The organism is Paenibacillus sepulcri (assembly GCF_042647105.1).
Taxonomy (GTDB): domain Bacteria; phylum Bacillota; class Bacilli; order Paenibacillales; family Paenibacillaceae; genus Paenibacillus_Z; species Paenibacillus_Z sepulcri.
On the sequence record NZ_JBHRUP010000001.1, the window covers coordinates 7,184,630 to 7,210,085 of the forward strand.

The following is a 25,456-nucleotide window of genomic DNA, read 5'->3' on the forward strand; positions in this document are numbered from 1 at the left end:
CATAAATGACGTTTCGTTGGCAAACGGTATTGTCCAAATACAGGTTATGGGAGGTTTTAATCATGAAAAAAGGAATCAATATTTGGTCGTTTCCGGACGGCATGCCCATTGCAGAATGCATCCGGATCGCCAAGGATGCCGGGTTTGACGGCATTGAACTGGCTTTGACCGAGGGCGGCGAGCTGGGTCTTGACATTACGGACGCCAAAATCAGCGAAATCCGCCAATTGGCTGTGGATGCCGGTATTGAAATTAGCGGGCTCGCGACAGGCTTATATTGGGATTATGCCATGACAAGCGACGACGGGGCGATTCGTGACAAAGCGGTCTCCATTTGCAAAAAACAGCTGGAGCTTGCGGCAGCTTTTGGCGTTGACGCTATTCTCGTTATTCCGGGCGGCGTTGGCGTTGATTTTATCCCCGGTTACCCGGTTGTACCTTATGATATCGCTTATGACCGCGCACTGGCGGCGATTAAGCTGCTGGCCGCGGATGCCGAAGCCGCAGGCGTTCACATCGGTATCGAGAATGTCTGGAACAAGTTTTTGCTGTCGCCGCTGGAAATGAGGGGCTTTATTGATGCCGTGGGTTCGGACTTTGTCGGCTCCTACTTTGATGTAGGGAATGTGGTTTATTCCGGTTATCCCGAGCATTGGGTGCGGATTTTGGGCAGCCGGATCAAGAAGGTGCATTTTAAGGATTACCGCAGAGAGGCTGGAGGCCTGGTCGGTTTTGTGGATTTGCTGGCTGGCGACGTCAACTACCCGGCTGTGGTCGAGGCCCTTCGGGAAATCGGCTATACGAACTATGTGACGGCGGAAATGATTCCTTCGTATACTCATCATTCCACACAGATTATCTATAATACGTCCCGTTCCATAGATGCGATTTTGAACGATTCGGCAAGAGCTTAAGGGAGGATGAAGAGACGATGCTAAAGGTTGGACTGATCGGCTTCGGATTTATGGGCCACATGCATATGGAGAACTATGTAAGGCTTCAGGCAGAGGGAGTGGAGGTGGAGCTTGTCGCCATTTGCGATCTTCTGATCGAGGAACTGAAACATCAGAAGGTGGAGGGCAATATCGCGACGGATTCCCAAATCACCGATTTGTCGAAATACCGTCTGTATGCGGACATTGAAGAGATGCTCAGCAGCGAGCAGCTGGATATGGTCAGTATCACGCTTCCTACTTATTTGCACGCCGACTTGACCTGCGATCTGCTGGGCCGCGGTTATCATGTGCTCTGCGAGAAGCCGATGGCGCTGAATTCCGCGGATGGCAGGCGGATGATTGCAGCAGCGGAGCAAAGCGGCAAGAAATTGATGATTGGTCAATGCCTGCGCTTCTGGCCGGCTTATGAATATTTGAAGGAAACGGTGGATTCCGGACGTTTCGGCGCAGCTACAGGGGGATACTTCTTCCGCGGCGGCGCGACGCCGGATGGCTGGTTCCGGATTGGGGAGAAAAGCGGCGGCGCGATGCTGGACATGCATATCCATGACACGGATGCCATTCACTGGATTTTCGGCAAGCCTGAGAAGGTATTGTCCATGAGCCGTAATGTGGTGCCGGGCAGCGGCTACGATATCGTATCGACCAACTACAGCTATGCGGACGGTAAAGTTATCAATGCCCAGTGCGATTGGACCTTGCAGGGGGATTATGGTTTCTCGATGGTGTACAGGGTTAATTTTGAAAAGGGCAATATCGTATTCGAGAACAATCAGGTGAAAGTAAATCCCAATGACGCTCCTGGCTTCATCGCCGAGCTGTCTCCGGATATGGGCTACTACCGGGAAATTCGTTATTTTGTGGAATCGGTCATGAACGATACTCCGATCACGACTGCGGAGCCTGTGAGCACGCTTGGTTCGCTTGAAATCATTGAAGCCGAGATCCTCTCTGCCGACCGCAGGGGAGAGGCGGTAACGCTGGGGAGCAAGAACGAACCGTCACCGCAGGTTTAATAGTAAGAAGAAACCGGCTGAATACCGTCCATCGGAGGCGGGTTTCTTCGGTTTTAGTACCACAAGGAGTGCAAAGATGTAAATTCATACGTTCTTGGTGTTCCAAAAAGGCGTTGAACTTCCAACGCCTTTTTTGCTATTTTCCGCGCTTAACATCCTCTCAATTGAAAGCTATACCAGTCGGTTTTTCAGCCATAGACGATATATGAGATAGACCAGCAGCAGGAAAGCGCTGTATATGCCAATGACCAGGAATGCGTTTGAGAGATCGGAGAATATATTTTTTCCAAGGTATGAGAATACCAGCATCGCCGGTATTTTGCCTAAAGAGGAAGCGGCCGTGTAGGTGAGGAGATTAATGGACAGAAAAGCAGGATAGATATTGACGATGGCTTGCGGAAATACAGGAATTATTCTGGCCAGGAAGATGACCAGAAACGGATTCTTTTCCATCAAAACCGTCCATTTCTCAAGCCTTTTATATTTAGCCAGGTAGGCTCTGCCCTTCTTCTGAAAATATATGCGCACAACCAGATAAACAATGACTGATGCGGTGGAAGCCGCAGCCCAACTGATTGCAGCGCCAATAAGCGGTCCGTAGATAAAGCCGAGCATGCCGATAATAATCTTGAAGGGCAGCACAGGGAACAGCAGAAAGCACAGGCTGAGCAAAAACATAGTCAGGTAAGATGGACGGCTGTACATCATCCAATCGGTTATTTCCTGCCTGTAGATCAGCAGGCATATAATTGCGGCCGCATAGATCAGTAAGGTCTGCCATAATTTCATTGCAATCTCCTTATAGGTTGAAGAGTTGAGTTTATCTTATCTTCGTACAACTCAATATCTATCTGTGGAGCATATCAAATCGGCTTATTCCTAAGCTTCCATCAACGCCAGCTTATTCGCCAGCATTCGTGAGATATGCGTTTGAACTTGTTCCAATTCGTTTTGTTTTCTTTCAATCTCCTGCATTTTTTGACGGAGAATCTCAACCTTCCTTGATAGGGATAGCTCATTTGCCTCATCGGCTTGAATCACTTCTTTTATCTCCGATATCGTAAATCCTGCAGTCTGAACCTTTTTGATCAACTGAAGATGCTCAACTGCCTCCTGGCAGTATTCACGATAGTTATTTTCTCCTCGCTGTACATGGCGTGCATCCAGAAGACCTTCCTTTTCATAAAATCGGATGGCGGGAGCCGTTAAGCCTGTTTTTTGTGCCAACGTATTAATTCTCATGAGAATCACCCCAAAAAAGGATTGACCTTCAACTATACTTTATACTTTATAGTTTATACTCTACTCGTCCAGCAGCACCATGTCAAAATGCAAGAAGAAGAGAAGGAGATGCATAAATGAGTACTATTCGAGCCATTGTTGTTTGTCCAGCAATCGAAGGACGTCTTAAGATTGACTATGTGAAGTCTCCCCGCCCTGCTTCATCTGAAGCACTTGTTCGTGTCTCTGCCGTCTCGCTCAATCTTGGCGAGGTCCGCACCTCGATGAGAGCGGCTGCGGGATGGCGGCCAGGGTGGGATCTGTCAGGAGTAATCGAACAACCGGCAGCAGATGGATCTGGACCGCCAATCGGAACAAGAGTCTTTGGCATGGTCCCTTCCGGATCATGGGCAGAATTTGTGGCTGTTCCAACGTCCTTTTTAGCGGAGATTTCCGAAAATGTCACTTTTGCTCAAGCTGCGGCGCTGCCCGTCGCTGGCCTCACAGCTTTATATGCTCTGGAGAGAGGCGGGTTTCTACTTAATCGCAATGTCCTGGTCACCGGAGCATCGGGCGGTGTAGGCCATTTTGCCTGCCAGCTGGCTCATCAAGCAGGCGCTGCAGTTACTGCGCTTGTACGGCGCGAAGAACGCGCCGCGAGTCTCCGAAAGACAGGAAGACACAATATAGTCGTTGGAGAAGACGCTGCTGCAGCTCATTCATCAGGACCTTACGATTTCATCGTGGATACGTTGGGTGGAAAATCGTTAAGCATTGTTTCGTCTTTTCTCGAATCCGGCGGCCGCTGTGTTAACGTTGGAGCTGCAACAGAGCCTGAGATGACATTAGAAGCCCGGCTAAAGTCCGTACCCGATGGTGTACTTGTCCTTGATGGGATTGGAGACCGGCAGGGTGTATCGAAGGATCTCGGCCGATTAGCTCAGATGGTTGCTGAGGGACGATTGCATCCGCAAGTGGCCCAGGAGTCATCCTGGACTGAAATTGCTGAGGTTGCCCAAAGCCTCTTAAACCGTCGTATCGCTGGCAAGGCGGTGCTTTCTGTTTCTTAATATGACATTTTACAATCACTGGAATGGAAGAAATGATCATTGGTACCGGGAGTGGCTGCATGGTTTATTCCGGATTTGGATTTAGGGTAGAGTGGAGCAGCTGTGCAGACAGCTGCTCCTTTCTTATTATAGACCCGGCACTCGAGTCACTCCAGGGCCGAAGGGAGCAGGCGATACTTCCCCTTAACCAAGGAAAGGCATTCACCACGAGCGGGAAATTTCGAATAACCGGGATTTTGTGAGTGTTCGCTATTGACACATTAAACTGTAGAGAATATTATTCGATTAATCAATCAAAAAATTATATGTATAATCAAATTTCGTGATGAAGGAGGGATTCACTCCGTTGAAAAAGCAAATAGAGAGGTTAAAGAAATGGCGGATAGCAGCTTTGCGTACAGATATGCCGCTGGTGCTGCTTATGGTGTTGGCTGCAATCGCGATTCCCCGCGTGGTCATTGAAGACTTGCAGCTGCTTTCGCTGGAGTCGCCTCTATATAAGGCGCTTTCTGCGGGTCCGTTTGTGATCTACCTTGGTATTGCCTTGTTACGGAAGAACAAAAGGCCGTTTTATGACTTTATCGTTCTAGGTACGCTGCTGGGCCTGTTTGTTGCGGTAACTCATCAGATCACCATGGACAATAATTTGCCTGAGCTCAAGGGAAATTTGAAAGATTTCTTCAGCCCGGCAGGGGAAGAGATAGTTATTCGCTTTGTGATCTTTATCAGAATACTTGCTGTCCGTTTCATGGGAGGGGTTATTATTGGCTTGATCGCAATCGCTGTTTGCAGGATTCGGGAGAGAGGAACGAAGAATCCATCCGGCAATTCAATCCTGTCTTCAGTACGGCTCCGCCGCCTTGCTCCAGCGCTGGGCCTGCTCCTTCTTGCACCATGGGTGGGTGAATTTTTACTGGGAGTCAGTCCGCTCCGGAACCTTCCCGGATTTCCGCTTATTGTGCCGCTGTACGGCGGAGGTGCCCTGCTCATTCGAGAGCTGGTCCGTCGTACCGGCCGCGGTTGGCCGTCCCTCTTCCTCTTGGCTGCGGCATATGGCGTTATTGAGGCGGGTCTGGTGGATCAATCGCTCTTTAACCAGGCCTTCTTAGGCCTTGAATCCCAGAAAGTCACACCTATTCCCGTGCTGGGGATCAGCGCCTACAACACCCTGGCTTTTGTGATGGGGCATGTCATATGGAGTATCGCCGTTCCTGTTGCACTTGTAGAGATGATGACGCCTGCCAGAATGACGGTACCCTGGTTAGGAAAGGCGGGTCTGATCATAACCGGCGGTTTGTATCTTATGGGTTGTGCCATTGTTTTCAGCTTTATATACGCCGATGAAAAATTCCTGGCTTCGCCAATGCAGTTGATGTGTGCAGCCTCTGCGGCGCTCGCGCTGATTGCTGTCGCCTTTGTTATTAAAAAGAAAAGGAGTCCTGATGTTCCTTCGGCCCGCCCGGTGCCAAAGCCATGGCCTCTTGGTGTGGGTGCATTTGCAGCGGCCAGCCTGTTTTTTATGAAGCCCGAAAGCTGGGCTGGTCTGACGATGGGCATCTTCATCTTATGCATCGTGTCGCCGCTCGTTGCCCATTGGTCACAGCAGCAGGAGTGGCGCTTGCGGCATCAATTCGCCTTGGTTGCCGGAGCTTTGCTGACGTATGCATGGGGAGGCTTTGCTTTGACATCATTGTTGTGGCCGTATGACTCTTTGGCTTGGACCGGAAATGTACTTTTTGCGTTAATCGCCGTAATGCTGCTGTTTGTGACCGCAAAACGAATACGCCAAACCCTTTAAGCAATCGAGACATAACGTAACTTTAGTTAACTGCAGCAAACGCCCCGCGGATACAGCCGGCATCCCGATCCCTGTTGCTTCAAGAATGTCCGGGCAAGCATGATCGCTAAATTCCAAGCCGAATGACCGTTTTTCCGAAGGATCTTCAAGGCTCCGGCTCCAGGTAATAACCAGATCATGTGTTTTTGAGCATCTGAAGAAAAGGGGTATTATTAAGCTGCCCGGCACTTTGAGCTTGATACGAAACATAAACAGGCAGCCGAAATGAAACGGCTGCCTTTTCCATACTTGATCCTGTTCCGAAACTTTTAAAATTCATTTCGAAGGACGATTCTGCCTATTATTTCTTTTGCATCCATCCTTCGATGCGCCTCAGACGCATTTTGCAGCGGAAGAAGGGTCACCGGAAAATCTATCTTTCCTTCCTCAAGTAATTGGAGAACAGCCTTCGCGGCCGGACGGCCGGCAGATGGGTTTCCACTCAAATAACCACCAACATTAAATCCCTGAACCCCTATATTTTTTAACCACAATGTGTTGCTCGAAATATCCACGGCATGCTCGCTTGCATTGCCTACAAGCAGAGCACGGCCGAGTGGAGCCATTAAGTCCAAGCTTGAAGCAAGCATATCTCCGCCTACCGGATCGACGACGATATTAAACTGTTCATCTGCTATTGCTGATGGAAAATCTTCGGCCAGTACAACATCGTCATAGTCTAATTCACGCGCAGCTTCCAGTTTGGAGGCAGTTCGAACCGTTCCAACGATGCGGGATGCTCCAAGTGAACGCGCAACTGCAGGGTACGCAGATGCCAGTCCTCCAATAGCGCCATGGATTAATACATTCTCACCTTTTTGAATGTGGGCCACCTTTGTCAGGGACAAATACGCAGTCACAGCGTTCGGGAGCGCCGACACGGCAAGCGCCGGGTCAATCTTGAATCCATCGAGAGATATGGTAAGAGCGGAATCGGCAACTGTAACAGTCGCGTACCCACCCAAACTCATCAAAGAAAGTGTAACGACAGGCTCGCCGATTCGAAAGTCGGTGACACCTTCTCCCAATTCACGGATAGTACCCGCAACCTCCAACCCAGGCACGTAGGGCGGCGAAAAAATAGGAATCGTACCGCGGCGAAGGAAAGAATCAATCAATCCGACTGCAGAGTGGGTTACATCAATGCTGACCTGCCCCGGTCCTGGATGAAGGTCTGGCGTTTCGGATTCCGAGAAGACGTCAGGACCTCCGTATTGTGTGACAACCATAGCTTTCATGTTGATTTCCTCCTTAAGACTGGGAATGGGCTTGCTTTTTAGTTTGTCAGCTCGCTGACTTCTTTATTTTCAATGATTTTCAGATGCAATAATAGTCCGATTATGCTTAAATATTGCCTAAGACTGCGAAAAAGGGACATAATACAATCCGAGAACGCAAACTATCAATCCCATAAATCAAAACGCTGGTCTATTTATTTTGTGCAAATTACTCGTAGGGAAGGAAGATGAAATGATAGAGAACATCTCTGCTGATACTAAACGTTGTCTGAGTAGAATTTTGACTCTGACTTCACAATTTTCTTTTTACGATGGAGTTTATCATACAAATATTCCGTTTTTATCCATACTTAAGGAAAACAAATCTATGCCCGTCGCACAAGGGGTTCTTGCTCCTTCTGTTTGTGTAGTCATTCAAGGGAATAAAGTATTGCAGGTCGGGCGGGAAGCAATTGAATACGGAGCGGGGAATTATCTTGCTTCAAGTATCAACATGCCAATCAAGGGGCAGGTTCTGAAAGCGACAAAAGAAACACCATATGTTGCGCTGCAAATTAATTTTACCTCTGAGGAGGTAGCATCGGTTGCTTTGGAGGCAAATGTTAACATCAATTCGTATAAAAGCTTAAGCACCGGCGCATTCATTGGGAAAACAAATATTGAAGCGCTTGGGGTATGTGAAAGGCTTCTTCGGCTTTCCGTTGACTCCCAGGCGGTCGCCTTTCTTGCTCCCGCCGCGAAGCGTGAGCTTATTTATCGCCTTTTAACTGGCGAGGAGGGTGATGTTTTTTATAGTAAAATGCTTTTGCATCAAGAGGCTGCCGGGATAAACCATGTAATTAATTGGATTACAGCTCATTTCGACAGTCCGTTTACGATCAGTCAATTAGCTGATTTGGGAAACATGAGCGTTTCCAACCTGCATCACAAATTTAAAGCCGTAACGACTATGACGCCGCTTCAATACCAAAAGCGGATCAGACTTCAAGAGGCACGAAGACTGCTTATGGGAGGTACGGTTGATGTAACCAGAACGGCATCGCAGGTTGGTTATGAAAGCTCGACACAGTTTATACGGGAATACAAACGTCTATTCGGACTTTCGCCCTTAAGGGATGTTCGAGCCATGCGGGCAGCAGGGGGCACAGAAAAGTAAGGAGATAGTCTGCTTTATATTGTTGCAGGTTCGATTGCTGCCGGGTCCGCCGAAATGATCCAAGCCAATAAAGGAATTAAATATGCCCATCACGAACAGTTTACTATTCCAGATATAGAGATTGCCCGACAGAACGAAAATGAAATAGAAGGGTGGGTGCAGCCTCATCCCGGCGGTCCATGGTGGCAGGTGCGGGCCGTCAGAGTCACTCATAACGAACAGACGGGAGCGTGTGTAGGATGAAAGTGTTATTTATTGGCGGAACCGGCCTGATTAGCTCGGCGGCTTCCAAACTGGCGATCGAGAAGGGCTTTGATCTTTATTTGTTAACCCGGGGAACCCGCGATCAGTTGGCGCCTGAAGGTACAACTGTACTTCATGGAGATATCAACAACCGTGCGGAAATGGAAACGCTTTTGAACAATCAGCATTTTGATGTCGTGGTTAATTGGATCATTTTTGAGCCGGATGGCATTGAGCGAGATATTCAGCTGTTCGCGGGAAAAACCAATCAGTATATTTTCATCAGTACGGCCGCTACTTATCAAAGGCCCCCGAGCTACTACATCCTGGATGAATCCACACCTCAGCACAATCCCGGATGGCCTTACGCCGTTAATAAAATAGCCTGCGAGGAAAGGCTCGTCAAGGAATATCGGGAACAGGGTTTTCCCATCACGATCGTAAGGCCTTCCCACACTTACGGTCCGACCAGCATTCCGTTTGCGATCTCAAGCGGGGCTCATCCCTGGACGCTTGTGGACCGCATCCTTAAGGGAAACAAGATTATTGTTCCGGGCGACGGCACTTCGCTCTGGACAATAACCCACAATACCGATTTTGCAAAAGGTCTGGTAGGGCTGTTAGGAAATACGCAGGCCATCGGCCAATCTTTTCACATTACCTCCGATGAAGTTAAAACATGGGATCAGTACTTGACTATCATCGGCCAAGCGGTCGGTGCGGAACCAAACATCATTCACATCACCTCGGAATGCATCTCGCTTGCCATGCCGGAATTCAAAAGCCAATTATTCGGGGATACGTGCAACAGCTACGTTCTGGACAACAGCAAAATCAAAGCTTTCGTTCCCGGCTACATGGCGACAACCAGGTTCGAGCACGGGATTCGTCAATCCATTGCCTATTTCAGCGAGCATCCGGAACGGCAAACCGTGGATGTAGCGCTGAACGCAAAAATGGATCATTTAATCGCGGCTTACGAGGCGTTTTTGTCGAAGATATAAAGACAAGCCACCGCAACTTTGTCCAGATGAGTAAAATGTTATTCCGGACGGGCGAATATTGCCAAGCTAAAAGACCTGTTCGCGGGAATCGTTCATGTGACGGAAAATTGAACTTTTTATCTATTAACCATAATCTAGAAATATTCGCGGGCCTTTTTTTGACTCTCCCTTCCTTCTTGGACTACCATTAGGTGGAAGGGAGTGATGGATCATGGGAAATGTTTTGTTCATTGGTTTTCCCGGAGAAGGACATGTCAACCCGACGGTAGGATTGGTTAAGGAGCTTACTAGCAAAGGAGAGAAGGTAACGTATTATTGCACGGAAAAATTCAGGGAGCGAATGGAAGGAGCCGGAGCTGAAGTCCGAATATATGAGGATTTCGTTGAAGAGCTGCTGAGCAAGGCCGGCCAAACGGACAGGGACCCGTTCATGTTCATGGAGTTTTTGCTGCGAAACTCGGAGAGGCTGTACGAGTCGATTCTGCCGCAGGTGCAGCGCGAAAACTACGATTATGTCATTTACGATCACATTTTTCTGGCCGGCTGGATGCTTGCCGAGACACTGCAGGTGCCAAAAATCGCCTCGTGCACGACGTTCGCCTTTCATCCCGAATGGGAAAATCCGATGAAGGATTTGATTCCGCCGGCCAAGCTTGCGGAATTTAGAGGCAAAATCGATGACTGGTCGGAGCAGATGCAGACCCAGTATCAATTGGACCTCAGCTTCCTTAAGCAGCAGATGGGAATCATGTGCCACCCGGTCGACATGACGATCGTGTATACTTCGACGTATTTTCAGCCGAAAGCGGATCGGTTCGACGGTTCGTTTCATTTCGTCGGGCCGTCCATCGCCGACCGCGCGGATGCACCTGATTTTCCGCTGCATAAGCTGAAAGGGCGCAAGGTCGTCTTTATTTCCATGGGCACCGTATTTAACCAGCAAAATGCCTATTACGAGATGTGTTTCGAGGCGTTCAAGGATCTGGATGCGGTCGTCGTGATGTCCGTCGGCAAAAAGACGGATTTGAGCGACCTCCCGTCGATTCCGGATCACTTTATCGTCCGGAATTATGTGCCGCAGCTCGAAGTGCTGCAGTACTCCGACGTATTCTTTACCCATGGCGGGATGAACAGTTCGAGCGAGGGCCTGTTCTTTGATACGCCGCTTGCCGTCGTGCCAGTCTCGGCGGATCAGCCTATCGTGGCCGGACGGGTTGCCGAACTGGGAGCGGGAATCGCGCTCAAGCTGAGCGAGATCTCTCCCGCGCAGCTGCGCGAAACGGCCAAGAAGCTGCTGAGCGATCCATCGTATAAGCAGCAGGCCGCCAAAATCGGGGCATCCTTCCGCGAAGCGGGAGGGGCGCGGAAAGCGGCGGAGCTCATTATGCAGTGGCGGCATCTTACGGCCTTATAAAGCGGTCGGTCTAGCATCCGGGGTTTGAAGGAGACCGATCAAGTTCCAAAATTTCTTGAGCAAGCCATACTGATGATGCAAAGGCAAAAAAAGTATCATCCAGATTCTGGTTGACGCTATTCGTAAGCCCATGATATAGTTTCCTTATTCAAGTTCCAATTAATGATCTAATAAAGGAGGTCACCAAGATGGCAAGTCCAATTATCCCAATCCAATTCAACTTCATAGGCTTGTATCCATCGGCTGGCCCTGCCGTGCGTCTGCATTAATTCCCCCATGTACCTCGCTCCAGGCGGTTTCGCCTGGAGTTTTTATATTTCATCTCCAGGTTCCCGTCTGCACGGTCACGGTCACGCCGCGATTGCTTTAAGTCAGAAAGGGGCTCTCCGCCACCATGCCGCAAACACGCAAACCAAAACAATCCATGTCCTGGCTCCTCCAATACCTGCGTCCCGTCAAATGGCGGATGCTCGCGCTGATGCTCTTGCTGTTATTGACGACGGCGCTCCAGCTCCTGAACCCGCAGATCGTCCAACGGTTCATCGACCAGGCGACCGGCTCGGGAAGCGTCTCCAGCCTGCTGTCTCTGGCAGGGCTGTATCTTGTCGTTGCCGTGCTCAATCAATTGTTCACAGTATCGGTCGACTACCTGGGGAATGACGTCTCCTGGCGTGCGACCAACCAGATTCGGGCGAACCTGCTCAAGCACACTTTACGGCTTGATATGCGGTTCCACAACGTAAAGACGCCGGGCGAGATGATTGAACGAATCGACGGAGACGTGACCCACATGTCGAACTTCTTCGCGATGTTCATCGCCAAGATCGTGGGCAGCTTCGTCCTGCTCGCGGGTATTCTCGGATATATGTTCGTCTATAACTGGCCGATCGCCGCGACGATGACGGCCTTCACCTGCCTATCCATCGGCGTCATGATCGGAATCCGTGACATGGGCGTGAAAGCCTCCCAATCGGAACGCCAAGCGAATGCCGCCCTCTTCGGCCTTATCGAGGAGCGGATCGCAGGCATTGAAGACGTACAAGCGAACGGTGGAGTACCGCATCTCATGAATCGCTATCACCGGGCAATGCGGTCGGTCTTCCTCTCCGGCCGCAGGGCTTGGATGCTCCGAATCATGCCTTGGAACGTCACGGTTGTGATGTTCACGGTCACCGTCACCATCGTGCTGATGATTAGCGTCCGCTTGTTCCTGCAGGGGCAGATCACGCTCGGCATGCTATTCCTCTTTTTTCAATACACCCAAATGCTGAACGACCCGATCGAACAGCTCGGCGATCAGCTGCAGGAGTTCCAGAAGGCGAAGTCCGGCATGCGCCGCGCCCAGGAGCTGCTCTCGCTGCGAAACGAGATCGTGGATGGCGATGACGACGAGCTTCCGCAAGGCCCGCTCTCCGTGTCGTTCGAGCAGGTGAACTTCAGCTACAACGAGGATCAGCGTATCCTGCACGACATCAGCTTCAAGCTGAAGCCGGGGGAACGGCTGGGCCTCATCGGACGGACCGGCAGCGGCAAGTCGAGCATCAGCCGGCTGCTGCTCCGTCTGTATAATTTGGACAGCGGCGTCATTCGGGTAGGCGGGGTGGATATCCGATCCCTGCGCCTGGAGTCGCTGTACCGCAGGGTCGGCATGGTCACGCAGGATGTGCAGCTGTTTGACGGCACGCTTCGCGACAACCTGACGCTGTTCAATCCGCACCTCTCGGACGATGAGATCCTCAAGACGACCGAACGGATCGGGTTGCAGCCCTGGATTGAGGCGATGCCCCAAGGGCTGGATTCACGCCTCTCCGCCGGAGGAGCATCGCTCTCAGCGGGGGAAGCGCAGCTGTTCGCGCTGACGCGGGTGTTCCTGACCCAGCCGAGTCTGGTCATCCTCGACGAACCGTCCTCGCGGCTTGACGCCGCGACGGAGGCGATCCTGCAGACGGCTGTGGATCAACTGCTGGAGCGGTGCACGGGGATCGTGATCGCCCATCGGCTGGCCACGCTGGACCAAGTCGACAAGATCATGGTGCTGCGCCAGGGCCGCATCATCGAGTTCGGCGCGAGAGCTGCCTTGGCGCAAGATCCGTCATCGGAATATGCCCAGCTGCTGCGAGCCAACCGACAGGAGGAATTGGCATGACCGTCACGCAATTCATGGGGAGATTGTTTCGTTACAACCCCGTTCTATATCTTGTAAATGGCCTGCTATGGGGGCTCTTCCACGCGATGCCCGTCGGCATCGGGCTTGGGATGAAATGGTACTTCGACCGAGCGACGACCCAGTCCCACGATTACCTGTGGCTCGCGCTGCCGCTGATCGTCGTCGCGCTGATCCGATTCTCCAGAGTCGGCATGTTTTTTATCGCCTTTTTCAAATGGGTGACGTACATCTATCACCTCCAAGCCGTTCTGCGCCGCAATATGCTGGCCGGGATCATGCGCTGGCCCGGACGCAATCTGCCGGCCTCTCCCGGGGAAGCGATGACCCGCTTCCGGGAAGACGTGGACGAAGTCGTTGAATACGTGGAGTCCTGGGTCGACTTTTGGGGCCGCGTGATCTACGCAGTCACCTGTATCGTGATTATGGCCCGAATCAATTGGCAGATTACGATGGTGGCCATCCTCCCGCTCGTCGTCGTCACGTTGTTCAACAACTTGTCTGGCAACCGGGCGAGACGGTATTCCCAGCTGAACCGGGAAGCGACCGGCCGGATCACCGGCTTCATCGCGGAGACGTTCGGCGCAGTGCAGGCCGTGAAGCTCGGACGGGCAGAGGATTACGTGCTGAACCGGTTCCTCCAGCTGAACGAGAGCCGGCGGAAGGCGGCCTTGCGGGACAATCTGTTCAAGCAGTGGATGAGATCGCTGAACCAGCATGTGCTCAGCATCTGCACTGGCGTCATCCTTCTGATGTGCGCCGCGGAGATGAAGGAGGGCCGCTTCACCGTAGGCGATATCGCTCTCTTCACCTCCTATCTGAGCACGTTCGCGTTCAGCGTTTCACTATTCGGCTACATGGTCTTCCAACACAAGCGGCTGCGCGTTGCGCTCGACCGGATGCGGATTCTGTTCCGTCCGGGAGAGGAGGACCGCATCGCGGATCATAGCGAGATCCATCTGTATGGCGATCCCCCGGAGATCGAAGCCACGGTCGCGAGCGAGGATGATCGACTACAAAGCCTGGAGGTTCGGGGTCTGTCCTATACGTATCCGAATTCGAAGAACGGAATCCGGGACGTCGGCTTCCGCCTGGAGCGCGGCAAGTTCCTGGTCGTTACCGGCCGGATCGGCTCGGGCAAATCAACGCTCGTCCGAACGCTCCTCGGCCTCCTGCCGAAGTCAGACGGCACCATCCTATGGAACGGGCGGTTGATAGAAGACCCGGCTGCCTACTTGAAGCCGCCGAGGACGTCGTATACGCCTCAAGTGCCGCGGCTGTTCAGCGACACTCTGGTCGAGAACATCACGCAAGGCAGTCCCGTCCCGCCGGACGCGCTGGACCGCGTCATCCGTTTGGCTGTAATGGAGCAAGACCTTCGAACGTTGGAGAACGGGCTCGAGACGTTCGTCGGCCCCCGCGGTGTCATGCTCTCCGGCGGACAGATTCAGCGTGCCGCCACGGCTCGGATGCTCATGACGCAGTCGGACGTATTCCTCTTTGACGATCTGTCTAGCGCGCTAGACATAGAGACGGAGAAGGTTCTGTGGGAGCGGCTGTTCCAGGAACGGGATGTGACCTGTATCGCGGTGTCTCATCGCAGAGCAGCGCTGGCGCGTGCCGACCACATCCTCGTGATGAAGGACGGACGGATCGAAGCCGAGGGCTCGTTGTCCGAACTGTTGGCGACCAGCGCGGAGATGCAACTGCTGTGGCAGGGCGAGGAGTCGAGGGTGGACGTCGAGGAAGAAGAGGCCGAACAGCCGGCGTGAGGTGCGAATGGTTGGACGCCGACAAGCGCTTAGCCAGGCTTATCTAACGGGACATAATAGCTCATTATATGAGGCAGCCGGTCAGATGGATCGGCTGCCTTTCTTTGTGTTCGCAATTGCTTTACAAATTTATCTACGGCAAATGACCTCTGGAAGAATACGACGTGTTTCTGAAGGAGCTCGAAACCACCTTTAAATATAACATTTATATGGATGCCGCCCGGCAGCAGTTGAAGGAACAAGTTGTCATTCTTTTTATTGATATAACAGGTAATTGAACTTAATTAATGTGTTCGTTTTCAGATATTCCCTGTTACAATAAAGGCATCATTTTCGCTAATATTTAATAGATATTTTTTAACAGGGAGTGATATTGAAATGACTGAAATATTACCGGAAGCTGTTAACCGATCTATGCGGAAGTTATGCGAATCGCTGGAAATTCGGATACCGGATACCGTAGAGTCCGTTTATGTATATGGCTCGACCGCTCTCCATGCTTTTATTGAAGGCTCAAGCGATATAGACTTTCTCGTATTTGTTAACCGAACGTTAGCGCCGTCTGACATCCGATTGATTATGGAAGCGCACGAGGATGTTGAACCAGCGCTCTCTGGAATGGATATTATGGGCTCCTATATCCAACGGGAGGATGCGGGTAAGTCCGTCGGAGCGATCTCTCCCGTTCCCACATATTTCGATAAAAAAATGCAATCTGACGGGGACGGGGATTTGAATCCGGTCACATGGTGGATCCTTCAAAGACATGGCATCTGTGTGTATGGCCAGCCTATGTCCTTCAATTATGAGCTGTCATCCGATGAGCTCACCCAATACGTTATTGAAAATATGAATTCATATTGGGCCGGATGGATTGACCGATTGGAGCAAAAACTTAATTCGCCGGGTATGACTGAGCAGGCAGTCTCAATGGAACGGAATGACTTTGCAGTTGAATGGTGCACCCTCGGTATGCTGCGGCAATTTTATACGATTCGAGAGCATGACGTGACCAGCAAAATTGGTGCCGGCGAGTATGGCCTTACACGATTACCCGAACGCTGGCATGGACTTATCCGCGAGGCCATCGCGATCAAGCGTGGAGAGCATCCAAGAGAATATGCTTCGCAATTGAAACGGATGCATGACCTAGTCGAACTGCTTCGCCTGATTCACACGGAGAGTAACAATGTCTACAAAACGAAGATTTCTTGAATCGTTCTTTAATACCGCCGAACAACACAACTAGAATCCATTGATTTTTACAGTCATTATGTATAGAATTAAATGACGAAAAATTTCCGGAAGGAGTGGGGATATGAGAGTAAAACAGAAGCCAATCCATTTTACATTTTCATATTCTTCTCCTTTCATCAGGACACTAAAGCGTTCACCGCTTTAGTGTTTTTTATTTTTATGGAGGTGTAATGATGACGAAATACAAAAGAGTGCTTATTAAACTAAGTGGCGGAGCAGTCGCAGGAAATACTGAATTCGGTTTTGCGCCGGAAAGATTGGATTACATCGCTAATGAAATTATGTCCGTTGTGAACCTGGGTGTAGAGGTATCCTTGGTTATAGGCGGCGGAAATATATTTCGGGGAAATATGGCGGAAAGTTGGGGAATCGAAAGAGCAGAAGCTGACAACATCGGTACCCTTGCAACTGTTGTCAATAGCTTAATGCTCCGTGGAGTACTGAAGGCCAAAACAAATAAAGAAGTTCGAGTAATGACAGCAATACCGATTACATCAGTTGCCGAGCCGTATATCAGGCTAAGGGCCGTTCACCATCTGGAAAAAGGGTACATTGTCATTTTTGCGGGAGGAAACGGGCAGCCTTACGTAACAACTGACTATCCTTCGGTACAAAGAGCGATTGAAGTTAATTGCGAAGCGCTTTTAGTTGCAAAACAAGGTGTAGACGGCGTTCTCAATGCAGACCCAAAGTACGATAAAAATGCCAGAAAGTTCAAATCCCTTCATTACAACGATGTTTTACAACATAACTTGAAGGTGATGGATCAGTCGGCATTCATATTGGCAAGAGACTATAATCTGCCAATGTATGTGTTCAACTTTGACAAGCCAGGTTCAATGAAAGAAATTTGTGAAGGGGAAAACATCGGAACGATCATTAGCGGTGAATCAGTTCTGGAATTGGAATGAATAGAATATTGTTGCCGCGGGTTTCTTCACAAGTACGACGAAGACGCCCGTTTATGTTTTTGGACAAGGAATGGAAAGTACTTGAACAACTCTATGAAAAGTATAATATGGATAGTAAGCTGTATTTCATAGACAAAGAAAAAGAGGGAGTGTTCATGAGGGTGAGTCAATATGATGCTGCTGAATATCATGGGGTGGTGGAATTTAGATGAAGAATGGCGATCAGAAGTATTTTACTAGCGAGGTCACTCTGACTTTGAAAGCGGTTGCCGACCGGATGATTCCGGAAGATGCATGGCCTTCGGCGACCGGTGGAGGAGTCCTGACATACCTGAAACGCAGTGCCGCACAGGATGCTGCTGCCTGGACGGATGTGATAGAACCTGGACTTCGCTCACTGGAGGCAGAAGCATCAGCTCTCCATAACCGACCATTTTCGGAACTGCCGTCTCATGAGAAAGATAGCCTGCTCCACGACGCCGAGCATGATTCCTTTCGGGACTGGCCTGTTTCGTCTAAACGCTTCTTTGACACTTTATTGTGTCTGGTCATCGAAGGCTACTATGGCAGTCCTGAGGCGGGCGGGAATATTGAAGGCAAGTCTTGGGACATGATCGGATTTCGCCCGGGCCCGGTATCCGAAAGCCATGTGCCGGCCACGGAAACCGATCTGCCGCAAAAATCCTTCGATCAACTTCGTGATCAGTATGATGTGATCATCGTTGGAGCTGGGGCTGGCGGATCGGTAGCGGCGGCTGTATTGGCTGAATCCGGACTTCACGTTCTTGTCGTTGAGCGCGGAAGCTGGCTTCGTTACAGTGAGGTAGGCAGCGATCACTTGCGTAACCATCGTTTCAGCAAGTATGGCCATAATACGGGACCAGGATTGGAAGGCAACCCTCGTACGATTCTATTGGCGGGCGGAGACGAGCGGATCACCGCGCCTTTTGAAGGCGACTATCATAATAACGCAATGACGCTGGGTGGAGGAACACGGATCTACGGGGCGCAGGCATGGCGATTTCATCCGGATGACTTCCGTATGGCAAGTCGCTATGGGATACCAGACGGGAGTTCGCTAAGCGATTGGCCGATTCGCTATGAGGAGCTCGAACCTTATTACATGCGTGCCGAGTGGGAAGTCGGTGTCTCCGGTGATGGGAATGCCCACCCTGGACGCGGGAAGCGGCAACGCTCTTATCCAATGCCGGCGCTGCCGCGTACGCTGGAAGCAGAACGCCTGGCCCGGGCGGCAGAGAAGCTGGGATGGGAAGCGGGGCCGGTTCCTCTCCTCATCAACTCCATCGACCGGGACGGTCGGCCGGCTTGCGGCCGGTGCGGCCAGTGTGTCGGATTTGCCTGCCCGACCAACAGTAAGAATGGCGGGCACAATACGATGTTAGTAAGGGCTGTTGCTACCGGCAACTGCGATCTGATCTGCGATAGCACAGTAGAGCGCATCGATACCGAGGGAGGAAGACATGCCACCGGGGTTCGTCTTGTGCAGCAATTGGACGGCGCTATCCAGCGGCGGCAAGTGCGGGCTGGGCATGTTGTGGTTGCCGCCGGAGCCATCGAAAGCGCACGCCTTCTTCTCAACTCGGCAAGCGTTTCGGAACCGCATGGAATCGGCAATCGGAACGGACAAGTAGGAAGAAACCTTCAAGGCCATGTCTATTCTGGCGCTTACGGCCTCTTTGATGAACCGATTCAAGATGGTCTTGGTCCGGGGGTGAGTATTGCCACCTTCCGTTTTGACCATCGCAACGAAGGCGGAATAATCGGGGGCGGATTGCTTGCTAACGAGTTTACTCGGCTGCCGCTTATTCACTGGTATCGGGCGCTTGCGCCGGATGCTGCACGATGGGGGAGCGCAGGCAAGGACACGATGCGCGAGAGTTACCTGCGCACCAGCCAAATTCAGGGACCGATTCAAGAGATCCCGAGCGCCGAGTCCAGAGTGCGGCTATCGAAGACGGTCAAGGACCGCTTTGGCATACCTGCAGCCCAACTCTCCGGAAGTGTCCATCCCGAGTCTCTTCGAGCTTCAGCCATGCTGGCTGAGCAAGCGGAGAAGTGGCTCTGGGCCGCCGGCGCAAGCGAGGTATGGCGAACTCGGCCAGGTGGCGGGCTTAGTGCCGGTCAGCATCAGGCGGGTACACTGCGCATGGGAAATGACCCTTCGACATCCGTCACTGATCCCATTGGCCGCATACATGGATACGACAATCTCTGGGTGAGCGACGGCTCTGTGCACGTGACCAATGGCGGCGTTAACCCGGTGTTGACGATTCTTGCCTTGGCTTTCCGCACGGCAGAAAATCTGGTGAAACAAGGGTAGCGAGATGATGGGATATGCGTGACCAAGGCACTTTACCTAATAAGGCAGAGACAGTTTGCTGTGTCCTCGTTCGTGTACTCCGTTTTGAACCAAATCATCATGGCTGCTTTTGTATGAATACTAACAGACAAGGAATTGTCTTGCTTTGGTATTCCAACGAAATAACCCTTAAGGAGTATGTTCAATGAAGCCTGTACTCAGTTATACAATCTGGTTTTCACAGCGGACCGGAAGTACCTTGCTGTATAAAGCACTCGAATCGACCGGGGTAGCAGGAATTCCAGGGGAGTGGCTGACGGAACCAGATCCCGCTACATTCGGCTACCAGGACATACGGCAAATGTGGCAGAATGGTATGACTCCAAATGGCGTATTCGGGCTCAAGATCTCGTCAGTCAAGTTGGATGAATGGTTGCGTACATTCCAAAAGGAGTTACTTCTGCCTGACGGGTTGTCCGGGCCAAAGATTTGGGAAGAAGCTTTCCCGGCTTGTAAACACATCTTCATGACCCGTCGTAATAAAGTGAGGCTCGCGGTGTCGTGGTGGAGAGCGATCATAACCGGTGAATGGCATCGGGTACATGGCTTGCAGCCGCATCAAGAGGAGATAGTGGAAAAGTATTCCTTTGATGCAATCAATCATTTGCTTGTGGAGTGCACGTTGCGTGAAGCTGCCATGGAAGCTTTTTTCGCAGAAGAGCATATTGTACCCATGACGATTGTATACGAAGACTTTATCCGGAACTACAATGATACGGTTATGAAAGTTTTGAGCTTTCTGAACATATCGACGGAAGCTATTCAGGTCGCTTCTCCCTTCTATGACCCAATCGCCGATGATATCGCTGAAATCTGGGTACAACGTTTTCGCAAGGAGCGGCAAGCGGGCTGGGACAACATAGCCTGGTGATTTCATTGAGCAGCATATATCTGGTTATGGGGATGAAGGTGATGCAACGCAAAATGATCTTAGTTTTGATGGCAAAAGTGCCTGTTTTGCATACACTCCAAATAAAGGCGCAGGAGGGAGAATCATTGTACATAAGAAAAGCTTGTTTAGAGGATGCAAAGGGTATTGCAAAGGTTCACGTCGATAGTTGGATATCTACTTATAAAAACATTATTCCAGATGAGTTTTTAAAGAACCTGTCTTATGACCAACGAAAGGACCTGTGGGAACGTAATATCTCTAAAAAGGGGAATTATGTGTTTGTCTCATTAAATAATGAGGGAGAAATCGTAGGATTTGCAGATTGCGGAAAAAGAGAAAGCAATAATATCGATAATTCTGGTGATTTGACATCTATATATTTGCTTGAAGAATTTCAAGGAAAAGGTGTAGGGAAGAAACTTTTAAAAGAACTTTTTCTTCAATTTGAAGAACTCGGTTACAATAGAGTCTTTGTTGAGGTATTAGAAGATAATAAAACCCGTTATTTCTACGAATATTATGGTGCCGATTTATTTAAATCAGAGATGATAACAATTGCCGGTAATGAATTGAATCTCCTTATATATGAGTGGAGTAATATTGGCGAGGTATTATCTAAATTAACAAGGTGAGGAAGGTTTGTTGCAATCAAAAATGGCAAAACATTAATTTGTCGTGATTGAGCTGACTGGGCACGTTAGTGAGGAGCTTGCCGCGCGGCAGCTCCTTTTCGTTTGTTGAAGTAACAGGCGGGATAGCGCAGGATGGAGAAACCTAAAAGCTATAAAAGTAAAAAGGAGGAATGGATTTGAGGACGGATATAAGTAATTGGATGCCAATAACTGTGTCGGAAATAAATAAAATGTTTTCGGACATGCCTCTTTACTGGTGTATCGCTGGAGGTTGGGCTTTAGATTTGCATCTATGCAAGCAAACAAGGGAACATAGCGATATTGATGTTATTATCATTCGAGATGAGCAATTAATCGCCTATCAGTATTTAAAACGTGATTGGAAGTTATACAAGGCGGAGGATGGTAAGCTTGATCTTTGGGAAGATGGAGAATATTTGAACTCGACAATGACATATGGATTAGTAGGAGCAGCGAGACGCCTTGGGCTTTTCAAATAATGATAATTGATACCGAAGAAAATTCTTGGATTTATAAGAGGGATAAATCAGTTAGAAGACCACTTGATGAAATTTTTTTGAGAACTGTTGAAGGCATACCTTATTTGAGACCTGAAATCCAACTTCTCCATAAAGCGGGTGGTTCGCAAGTACGCGAAAAGGATTATAATGATTTCCAAACCATGCTTCCGTCACTTCTACCACAAGAAAAAGCATGGCTGAAATCTTCTTTAAACCGGCAATTTCCAGAAGGTCATGCCTGGGTCAAATTTCTATAAATTGTATAACCTAACTGCTTGTTGCTGCTATTAACAAACGGGTACGATAGGGTGAAGCAGCTGCTCCATTTTTTAGAATTAATAGCTCAAACGCCAAACCACGACATTCGAGCGGAAGGATAGATATCCCTATGAAATCATCCATGACAGAGCTTTATGTGTCGCACGAAACTCGACTTGTCCGCTATGCCGATGTGTCCACTGCCTTATCGTTGCTCAGCGATGAACGGCTTCGAGAGCGAGTGGAGGATGCTGCGGTTCTTAGTACAGATATCGGTGGCACAACGGCGTTGTTGCAACTTGAAAACATGTCCATCTTCGTGAAAATAGTACCGCTTACGGAATTAGAAAGACGCACCCGGAATGTCATGTCTACTGGAAACGCGTTTGAACTCCCTCCGTTTTGCCATTATGGCTTAGGTTCACCAGGTGGTGGAGTTTGGCGAGAGGTCGCCGCCCACACCATGACCACCAACTGGGTGCTGGCGAAACAGTGTGAGAGCTTTCCGTTAATGTATCACTGGCGGGTGTTGCACAGTCCGAAACGACGTGCGCCACTCCCGGAGGAACTGAGAGATGTTTCCCGTATGGTTGAGTTTTGGGGTTCCCAGGCAGTTCGGGATCGTATCGAGGCAATTGAGCAATCAGTGGACAGTGTTGTACTGTTCTGCGAGTACATACCCTATAACCTGCACGACTGGCTTACAGAACAAGTCGCTATTGGCGAGGATGCAGCCGCCTCAGCATTTAGATTGGTGGATTCTAACCTGCGGTCTGCTGTCTCGTTCATGAATGTGAATGGGTTACTACATTTCGATGTTCACTTTAGAAACGTTTTAACCGACGGACACCGTGTTTATATTTCGGACTTCGGTCTTGCAACGTCTTCTCGGTTTGAGTTGTCCGATTGCGAATTGGAGTTTCTCGAATTGAATAAGGCTCATGATGGATGTTATGTGGTAACAGAGCTTGTGAACTGGCTTGTAACGGCCTTAGGCGGTACTGTGAATCAAACAGAACGTATAAACTTCATACGCCAATATGTTGAGGGTAACGAGTCGCCAGCGGTGATGGATTCAGCAGCCGGGATTATCGAGCGGTACGCTCCAATAGCCTTAGTGATGAATGATTTCTACACGAATCTCGTTTCGGTGAGCAGAACTACGCCATTTCCAGTCAAGGAGATTCAACGTATCTGTGCAACAATCGGGTTCGAGCCGGGATTGAGCTAACCGGGCATGATAATTTAATAAAAAGGTGTGCCGCGCGGCAGACCTTTTGCTTAGCAACCAGGCAGACTGCGGCAGCTTTAATGACCGCAGAACATCCATAATAACCCCAGAAAGGCCGCGGAATCCGCGGCTTTTTTTGTTTCAAAGCGGCTATTCTCTTTCTCGTGACGATGCGCTGCAAGTGATTAGTAAGCGGTACATATTTAAGGTTTATGTAAGGTTCGGATTAAAATCCTGTAAGGTGGGGCTGTTACGATGTGTTTAGCGACATAATTCGTTTCTTTAAGGAGATAGACAAATGAAAACCATTCTGCAAGCTGTTGATTTGCAAAAGACGTTCGGAACCAAAGAAAATGAATATCCGGCCTTGCAGGGCATCGACCTCGATATAAAGGAAGGGGAATTCGTCGGGGTGATGGGCCCTTCCGGGACAGGGAAATCGACATTGCTGAACATTCTTTCGACCATCGATACGCCGACCTCCGGCAAAATCACGATCGACGGCCAAAATATCATGTCCATGAGCGAGGTGGAGCTGTCCGATTTCAGGAGGAATAAGCTGGGCTTTATCTTCCAGGATTATAATCTGCTCGATACATTGACGGTACAGGAAAATATATTGCTTCCGCTCGCCTTGTCCAAAGTGCCGCCGGCGGAGATCAAGGCGCGGGTGGGCAAAATCGCGGATACGTTCGGTATCGCTCATATTCTCGGGCAGTATCCGTATCAAATTTCGGGAGGCAGAAGCAGCGGGCGGCGGCGTCGAGGGCAATGGTTGCGTCAGCCTCGCCTTATTTTGGCGGACGAGCCTACCGGCGCGCTCGATTCGAAATCGGCAGCCGGCCTGCTGGAAAGTTTGCAGGAGCTCAATCTGTCCGAGCATTCAACCATTATGATGGTGACTCATGACGCTTATGCCGCCAGCTATTGCCAGCGGGTCCTCTTTATAAACGATGGCCGGCTCGTTAGGGAGCTTCATAAGGGTCAGGGGACGCGCAAAGATTTTTTTCAGCACATTCTGGAAGTGCTGGCGTCGCTCGGAGGTGGCTATCATGAGGTTTGTTTAAAATCGCCGGAAAAAATATCCGGAAAAATTTCGCCCATTATTTCCTCTATTTTGCTTCCATGATTTTCAGCATTGTCATTTACTTTACCTTCGTGTCCTTAAAATACGACAGCACGATTCAGTCGGTATCGGACGGAGCGATCCAGATCAGGTCCGCTTTCAGCGGCGCGGCAGTCGTGCTGGTCGTATTCGTCGCCATATTTATCTGGTGGGGGGAGCGATAAGCTGACCTTCAAGGAACTGAAGAAATACAATGTTCTGAACCAGCGAACGGTGTACTTCACTATCGTCGTCAGCGATGAAATGTATGCGAAGCTGAAGACCAAGTCCCCGGCAACGACCGTCGAGGCTTACGGCATCACCCGCCAGGACAATGCCAAGCCGCTGACGCAGGAGCTGGAGGGCATTCTGCCGGAGAAAGCCAATTTTACAAGCTTTTACAGCGATTACTCCCTGGGAATGCAATCGACCGGCCTGATCATGTTTATGGGCGGATTCCTGGGCCTTGTCTTCTTGGCGGCGACAGGCAGCATCATTTACTTCAAGCAATTGACCGAAGCGAATTCGGATAAAGCGCGGTACCGGATTTTATATCAGATCGGCTTTAATAAGAAAGAGATCCGCCGCGCGGTCGCCAAACAGGTCAGGTTTATTTTTGCCCTGCCGCTGGTTGCCGGAATTGCTCACTGTGCGGCGGCCTTATCGGCAGTGTCCCATCTGATGCAGTCGGGCTTGGCCATTCCGGTTGCCATCTGCATGGGGGTCTATACGTGTATTTATCTTATCTACTATTTGTTCACGGTGAATGCCTACTGCAGAATCGTAACGAACTTCAACTAAAGGAGCGATTGGTGATGAAAGCTTTCCTAATCACAATTATAACCGTACTTGTCTTGCTGTTCGGATCCGTCCTGCTGCTTCAAAACGTGAATCTGAACAGGCTGGGCACACACCAATATTATGTCCAAGTCGGCAAAGGCGTGAAAATGGAAGATAAAGCGGACAACGGCATGACCTATGTGTATTACCAATATACGCTGGACGGCTTCGACAAGGACGGCAAAGAGAAGAACGTTATATTTACCGCAAACAAAGAATTGCGCAAGGATGCTTACTTGCGCGTATATCTGAAAGGCGGCAAGGCGAGCTCCTATCAGGAGGTTCAGGAGCAAGAGCTGCCGGAGCCGGCCAAGCGGGAGCTGGAAGGTCATTAATAC

General features: G+C 50.1%; 24 protein-coding genes. 21 read left to right on the forward strand and 3 right to left on the reverse strand.

Going from position 1 to position 25,456, the window contains the following annotated elements; genetic code table 11:
- Positions 1 to 62: 62 nt before the first annotated feature.
- Both ACFOLF_RS31270 and ACFOLF_RS31275 read left to right on the forward strand, forming a co-directional pair.
- Positions 63 to 914 (forward strand): sugar phosphate isomerase/epimerase family protein, encoded by an 852-nt coding sequence (locus ACFOLF_RS31270; protein WP_210039531.1) that lies wholly within the window; start codon positions 63 to 65, stop codon positions 912 to 914.
- Positions 915 to 931: 17 nt separating this feature from the next.
- Positions 932 to 1,972 (forward strand): Gfo/Idh/MocA family protein, encoded by a 1,041-nt coding sequence (locus ACFOLF_RS31275; protein ID WP_210039530.1) that lies wholly within the window; start codon positions 932 to 934, stop codon positions 1,970 to 1,972.
- A 171-nt stretch (positions 1,973 to 2,143) separates the two neighbouring features.
- Here ACFOLF_RS31275 and ACFOLF_RS31280 read toward each other — a convergent pair whose 3' ends face one another.
- Both ACFOLF_RS31280 and ACFOLF_RS31285 read right to left on the reverse strand, forming a co-directional pair.
- Entirely contained in the window at positions 2,144 to 2,761 is a 618-nt protein-coding gene (locus tag ACFOLF_RS31280; RefSeq protein WP_210039529.1) for a TVP38/TMEM64 family protein, read from the reverse strand.
- Positions 2,762 to 2,851: 90 nt separating this feature from the next.
- Complete coding sequence (locus tag ACFOLF_RS31285; protein WP_210039528.1) at positions 2,852 to 3,214, reverse strand: MerR family transcriptional regulator; 363 nt, start codon at positions 3,212 to 3,214, stop codon at positions 2,852 to 2,854.
- 116 nt (positions 3,215 to 3,330) lie between these two features.
- Between ACFOLF_RS31285 and ACFOLF_RS31290 the strand changes: the two genes are divergently transcribed.
- Positions 3,331 to 4,263, forward strand: a complete 933-nt coding sequence (locus ACFOLF_RS31290) for a zinc-binding dehydrogenase (RefSeq protein WP_210039527.1) — start codon at positions 3,331 to 3,333, stop codon at positions 4,261 to 4,263.
- Positions 4,264 to 4,666: 403 nt separating this feature from the next.
- The gene (locus tag ACFOLF_RS31295) at positions 4,667 to 6,061 is read left to right on the forward strand and encodes a hypothetical protein (protein ID WP_379219583.1); all 1,395 of its coding nucleotides are present in this window, start codon (positions 4,667 to 4,669) and stop codon (positions 6,059 to 6,061) included.
- Between the two features lie 308 nt (positions 6,062 to 6,369).
- On the opposite strand, the gene ACFOLF_RS31300 is transcribed toward ACFOLF_RS31295, so the two are convergent.
- The gene (locus ACFOLF_RS31300) at positions 6,370 to 7,338 is read right to left on the reverse strand and encodes a quinone oxidoreductase family protein (RefSeq protein WP_210039525.1); all 969 of its coding nucleotides are present in this window, start codon (positions 7,336 to 7,338) and stop codon (positions 6,370 to 6,372) included.
- A gap of 232 nt (positions 7,339 to 7,570) precedes the next feature.
- Between ACFOLF_RS31300 and ACFOLF_RS31305 the strand changes: the two genes are divergently transcribed.
- The 17 genes from ACFOLF_RS31305 to ACFOLF_RS31385 all read left to right on the forward strand — a co-directional run bounded on the left by ACFOLF_RS31305 (position 7,571) and on the right by ACFOLF_RS31385 (position 25,453).
- Positions 7,571 to 8,494 carry an AraC family transcriptional regulator gene (locus ACFOLF_RS31305; protein ID WP_210039524.1) on the forward strand — a complete coding sequence of 308 codons (924 nt, stop codon included), beginning with the start codon at positions 7,571 to 7,573 and terminating at the stop codon, positions 8,492 to 8,494.
- A 239-nt stretch (positions 8,495 to 8,733) separates the two neighbouring features.
- Positions 8,734 to 9,741 carry an SDR family oxidoreductase gene (locus ACFOLF_RS31310; RefSeq protein ID WP_210039523.1) on the forward strand — a complete coding sequence of 336 codons (1,008 nt, stop codon included), beginning with the start codon at positions 8,734 to 8,736 and terminating at the stop codon, positions 9,739 to 9,741.
- A gap of 211 nt (positions 9,742 to 9,952) precedes the next feature.
- A complete protein-coding gene (locus tag ACFOLF_RS31315) occupies positions 9,953 to 11,155 on the forward strand; it encodes a macrolide family glycosyltransferase (RefSeq protein WP_210039522.1) in 1,203 nt (400 codons plus the stop codon).
- 394 nt (positions 11,156 to 11,549) lie between these two features.
- Positions 11,550 to 13,301, forward strand: a complete 1,752-nt coding sequence (locus tag ACFOLF_RS31320) for an ABC transporter ATP-binding protein (protein WP_210039521.1) — start codon at positions 11,550 to 11,552, stop codon at positions 13,299 to 13,301.
- Entirely contained in the window at positions 13,298 to 15,091 is a 1,794-nt protein-coding gene (locus tag ACFOLF_RS31325) for an ABC transporter ATP-binding protein (RefSeq protein WP_210039520.1), read from the forward strand. The genes ACFOLF_RS31320 and ACFOLF_RS31325 overlap by 4 nt, the downstream gene beginning before the upstream one ends.
- Positions 15,092 to 15,469: 378 nt before the next feature.
- Positions 15,470 to 16,306, forward strand: a complete 837-nt coding sequence (locus ACFOLF_RS31330) for a nucleotidyltransferase domain-containing protein (protein ID WP_210039519.1) — start codon at positions 15,470 to 15,472, stop codon at positions 16,304 to 16,306.
- Between the two features lie 215 nt (positions 16,307 to 16,521).
- A complete protein-coding gene (gene pyrH, locus ACFOLF_RS31335) occupies positions 16,522 to 17,259 on the forward strand; it encodes a UMP kinase (RefSeq protein WP_210039652.1) in 738 nt (245 codons plus the stop codon).
- 208 nt (positions 17,260 to 17,467) lie between these two features.
- A complete protein-coding gene (locus tag ACFOLF_RS31340) occupies positions 17,468 to 19,600 on the forward strand; it encodes a GMC family oxidoreductase (protein ID WP_210039518.1) in 2,133 nt (710 codons plus the stop codon).
- Positions 19,601 to 19,784: 184 nt separating this feature from the next.
- The gene (locus ACFOLF_RS31345; RefSeq protein ID WP_210039517.1) at positions 19,785 to 20,510 is read left to right on the forward strand and encodes a Stf0 family sulfotransferase; all 726 of its coding nucleotides are present in this window, start codon (positions 19,785 to 19,787) and stop codon (positions 20,508 to 20,510) included.
- A 125-nt stretch (positions 20,511 to 20,635) separates the two neighbouring features.
- Positions 20,636 to 21,163 carry a GNAT family N-acetyltransferase gene (locus ACFOLF_RS31350; RefSeq protein ID WP_210039651.1) on the forward strand — a complete coding sequence of 176 codons (528 nt, stop codon included), beginning with the start codon at positions 20,636 to 20,638 and terminating at the stop codon, positions 21,161 to 21,163.
- 176 nt (positions 21,164 to 21,339) lie between these two features.
- Positions 21,340 to 21,663, forward strand: coding sequence for a nucleotidyltransferase domain-containing protein (locus ACFOLF_RS31355; RefSeq protein ID WP_379113072.1), 324 nt, complete (start codon positions 21,340 to 21,342; stop codon positions 21,661 to 21,663).
- A complete protein-coding gene (locus tag ACFOLF_RS31360; protein WP_379113075.1) occupies positions 21,663 to 21,941 on the forward strand; it encodes a hypothetical protein in 279 nt (92 codons plus the stop codon). Before ACFOLF_RS31355 ends, ACFOLF_RS31360 begins: the two co-directional genes overlap by 1 nt.
- Positions 21,942 to 22,072: 131 nt before the next feature.
- Positions 22,073 to 23,173: a protein kinase family protein gene (locus ACFOLF_RS31365; protein ID WP_210039516.1), complete on the forward strand. Its 1,101-nt coding sequence runs from the start codon at positions 22,073 to 22,075 to the stop codon at positions 23,171 to 23,173.
- 298 nt (positions 23,174 to 23,471) lie between these two features.
- Entirely contained in the window at positions 23,472 to 24,302 is an 831-nt protein-coding gene (locus tag ACFOLF_RS31370; protein ID WP_210039515.1) for an ABC transporter ATP-binding protein, read from the forward strand.
- Positions 24,299 to 24,463 carry a hypothetical protein gene (locus tag ACFOLF_RS31375; RefSeq protein ID WP_210039514.1) on the forward strand — a complete coding sequence of 55 codons (165 nt, stop codon included), beginning with the start codon at positions 24,299 to 24,301 and terminating at the stop codon, positions 24,461 to 24,463. The genes ACFOLF_RS31370 and ACFOLF_RS31375 overlap by 4 nt, the downstream gene beginning before the upstream one ends.
- A gap of 49 nt (positions 24,464 to 24,512) precedes the next feature.
- On the forward strand, positions 24,513 to 25,079 hold the full coding sequence (locus tag ACFOLF_RS31380; RefSeq protein ID WP_210039513.1) for an FtsX-like permease family protein: 567 nt from the start codon (positions 24,513 to 24,515) through the stop codon (positions 25,077 to 25,079).
- Between the two features lie 14 nt (positions 25,080 to 25,093).
- Complete coding sequence (locus tag ACFOLF_RS31385) at positions 25,094 to 25,453, forward strand: YxeA family protein (RefSeq protein WP_210039512.1); 360 nt, start codon at positions 25,094 to 25,096, stop codon at positions 25,451 to 25,453.
- Positions 25,454 to 25,456: the final 3 nt, after the last annotated feature.